Below are 4,061 nucleotides of genomic sequence, written 5' to 3'. Positions count from 1 at the left end.
GATCTCTCAGCACCGACCTCGGGCTGGACGTCGACCGGGTCCGGGGCTGGACGATCGGTCATTGCCTGGCCTGGACCCCCACCCCACCCCCACCCGCGTCGATCTTGCACTTACTGCGCCGACGAAAGCCGTGAATCGGGATGCATCGACAACAGTAAGTGCAAGATCGACGCGGGGAGGGAGCGCGGGGAGGGGGCGCGGGGAGGGGGCGGTGGCGGGTTTGTGCCATGGCATGAACGCGCCGGGGTGCGGCGGGGTACGAGGGGCGCTTGTTACGCCGATGCTGTGCTGCGTACCGCTCCTCGACACAAAGAGGTCCTCGTGACTCTGTCTTCCAGGCGTCGCCGATCCGGGTTGATCGCCCTCGGCACCGCCCTCGCTCTGACCGCCGGGTTCACCCCACCCGGCACGGGGGCGTCCGCCGCCCCGCCCGGCAACACACCGCACCCGGCCGGCCATCCACCGGCCGCGCCGGGTCGCGCGTCCACCGTCACCCTGATCACCGGTGACCTCGTCACCGTCACCACCGCAGCCGACGGCAGCACCGTCTCGACGGTTCGCCGCCCGGACGGCAGCACACCGACGTTCCACCGCACCGTGCTCGACGGCGACACCTACGTCTACCCGGACGCCGCGCTGCCGTACGTCACCAGCGGCCTGTTGGACAAGAGGCTGTTCAACGTCACCGACCTCGTCGCCGACGGGTACGACGACGCGCACACGGACGCGCTGCCGCTGATCGTCACCCTCACCGACGCCGCGGCCCGGGCCCGTACCCGTCCGACTGTGGACGGCGCGAAGCTGGTCCGGCCGTTGGACAGCGTGGGGGGCGCGGCACTGACCCGCCCGCGCGACAGCGCCGACCGGTTCTGGGGTGCGCTGACCGCCGGGTCCGCCCGCCGTACCGGCGACACCCCGACCCTCACCGGCGGCATCGCCAAGGTCTGGCTGGACGGCCGGGTGCACGGCGACCTCGCCGAGTCCACCGCGCAGATCGGCGCGCCGAAGCTGTGGGCCGAGGGCAACACCGCCGCCGGCGTGGACGTCGCCGTGCTCGACACGGGGGCGGACGCCGAGCACCCGGACCTCGCCGGCCAGATCGCCGAGTCCACCAGCTTCGTGCCGGACGAGCCCGACATCCTCGACTACCAGGGACACGGCACCCACACCGCCTCGACGATCGCCGGCACCGGCGCCGCGTCCGGCGGTGTCGAGCGGGGTGTCGCCCCCGGCGCCCGGCTGCACGTCGGCAAGGTGCTCAACAGCGAGGGCGGCGGACAGGACTCCTGGATCATCGCCGGCATGGAGTGGGCGGCCCGGGAGCAGAAGGCCCGGATCATCAGCATGAGCCTGGGCGGTGAGGCCACCGACGGCAGCGACCCGATGAGCCAGGCCGTCGACCGGCTCAGCGCCGAGACGGGCGCGCTCTTCGTGATCGCCGCCGGCAACAGCGGCCCGGCGAGCATCGGCAGCCCCGGCGCGGCGAACTCCGCGCTCACCGTGGGCGCCGTCGATTCCGCCGACCATCTCGCGGACTTCTCCAGCCAGGGCCCGCGTTTCGGCGACGGTGGGCTCAAGCCCGAGATCACCGCACCCGGCGTGGACATCCTGGCCGCCCGCTCGCACCTGGTGCGCGGCTCCGGCGACTACACCCTGATGAGCGGCACGTCGATGGCGACACCGCATGTGGCCGGCACGGCCGCGCTGGTCGCCGCCGCGCACCCCGACTGGACCGGCCAGCGCATCAAGGAGGCGCTGGTCAGCACCGTCAAGGCCACGCCGGGCTACACCCCGTACCAGGCCGGTGCCGGTCGGGTGGACGCGGTCGCCGCCGCGCACGCCACCGTCTTCGCCACCCCGAGCGCCTACTCCGGCTTCCAGGGCTGGCCGCAGCAGCCGGGCACGACAGTCGACCGGACGGTCACCTACACCAACACCGGCAGCGCACCGGTCACCCTGAAGCCGACCATCGACGCGCCGAGCGCCCCGGCCGGCCTCTTCGCGCTCTCCGCCGACACGGTCACCGTGCCCGCGAACGGCACGGCCACCGTCACCCTCACCGCCGCGTACGACAAACTGCCGGTCGAGAAGCCGGTGAGTGGCACGATCGTCGCCACCGACGACGCCGGTGCTGTACGCGGTCGCACCCTGATCGGGGCGGGCAAAGAGGGTCAGCGGCAGACCCTGACGCTCGTCGCGAAGGACCGGGACGGCAAGCCGCTCGCCGGCAAGGTCCTGCTCAGCGCCGACGGCCTGTTCACCGCCGTCGACCTGCCCGCGAGCGGCACCGCGACGCTGCGGCTGCCGGTGGGAAGCTGGTCCGGTTGGATCTCCGCCGACGTGCGCGGCGTGCACGGGCCGCGCTCGAAGGGCATGGCGATGCTCAGCTTCGTCGACGTCGACCTGAGTGCCGACCGCACCGTCGTCCTGGACGCGCGCAAGGCCCGACAGGTGCAGGCCGAGGTGCCGCAGGAGGCCAGCGCCACGTCGCTGCGGATGGACATCCACCGCTCCACCGCTAACAGCCTCATGGAGAGTCAGGTGCTGCCCGACGACTCGTACGACAGCATGTGGGCGCTGCCGTTGAGCCGCAAGGTCACCGACGGCGAGTTCGAGTTCGGCGCCCGGTGGCGGTTGGAACAGCCGGCGCTGACCGTGTCGGCCGGTGGCCGGTCGTACGACGATCTGCTGGTGAAGCGGGCTACCCCGGCGTTGCCGGAGGGTCGTCGCCAGCTCGACGCGGTCTACGTCGCCAACGCCTCGGCGGCCGGGCTGGCGAAGCGGCCGGTCCGGGACCGGGCGGTGGTGGTCCGGCGCAGCGACACGGTGGACATCGCCACCCAGGCGCAGGCCGCCGCGGCGGCCGGGGCCAAGCTGTTGCTGGTGGTCAACGACGGCGTCGGGCGACTCCAGCCGTGGGACGAGGCGCCGTGGAGCCCGGAGAGCCCGGCACCGGTGACCGTGGCGACCCTCGGCGGCGACGAGGGAGACCAGCTCATCGCGGAGCTGGAGCGCGGCCGCCCGGTGCGGCTGACGGCCGAGTCGCACCCGGAGACCACCTACCTGTACGACGTGGCGCACCACTGGACCGGCGCGGTGCCGACCGATCCCACCTACCGGCCGACGAAGCGTCAGCTGGCCCGGGTGGACGTGGAGTTCCGCAACTACCGGCAGGGCAAGGCGATGGAGTTCCGCACCGACATCTGGCGGGGCTGGGCGTCCAGCAACCAGGAGACCGTCCCGGCGCAGGGCCGGCGCACCGACTGGGTGAGCGCCGACCAGCGGTGGGTCGACGACGCGTACATCGCCGGGGAGACCGGCCAGCACCTGATGGCGGTGGCCACCTACGCGGCGGACAAGCCGAGCCGGGTCGAGTGGTTCGGGCCGATCCAGCGCCCCCGGATGGGCGGGAGCTACGTGCCCGTGCGGTACCTGGACACCGTCTACCTGCCCGCACCCGGGTGGGGTGACGGCGGCGGTCACATCGGTGAGGCGTACGCCAACTTCGACATGGTCAACCGGACGACCCTCTACCAGGGCGACAAGGAGCTGGACTGGGGCAACGCCGAGTACCTCCAGGTGGGTGGCCTGTCCGCGCAGCGGCTGCCGTACCGGCTGGTGGTGGAGAACGACCGGGCGGCCTGGACCAACCCGTACTCCCGGCAGACCCGCACCGAGTGGGGCTTCAGCTCGGCGGTCACCGGGGAGGAATCGGCGGAGGTGCTGCCGATGATCCAGCTCGACTACCAGGTGGCCATCGGCAGTGACGGTACGGCGAAGCGGCGGACGCCGCTCACCGTGGTCGCCTCCCAGCTGCCCGGTGTCTCGGGCACGGTGGGTCCGGTGACCGTCGAGGTCTCGTACGACGACGGCACGACCTGGCACCGGCAGCGGCTGAGCCGGCACGGCGACGGCTGGCGTACCTCGCTGGACGCCCCGACGAAGGCCCGTTTCGTGAGCCTGCGGACGACCTGCGCGGCGACGGGCCGCTCGCCACCATCGTCGTACGACCACGGGGCTGGCATCTCGACGAGCGTCACGTGCTGGTCGACGGGGTGCCG

Annotated in this window: 1 protein-coding gene; it reads left to right on the top strand. The window is 72.7% G+C overall.

What is annotated here, in order from left to right; genetic code table 11:
• Positions 1–321: 321 nt before the first annotated feature.
• The coding region (locus ABZU91_RS32680; RefSeq protein WP_355249150.1) for a S8 family serine peptidase at positions 322–4,061 on the top strand (3,740 nt) is incomplete at its 3' end.

The sequence above is a fragment of the Micromonospora sp. NPDC005174 genome, assembly GCF_040608495.1.
GTDB lineage: Bacteria > Actinomycetota > Actinomycetes > Mycobacteriales > Micromonosporaceae > Micromonospora.
The sequence above is the reverse complement of the archived record's forward strand: the minus strand, read 5'-3'. Positions and strand labels throughout refer to the sequence as shown.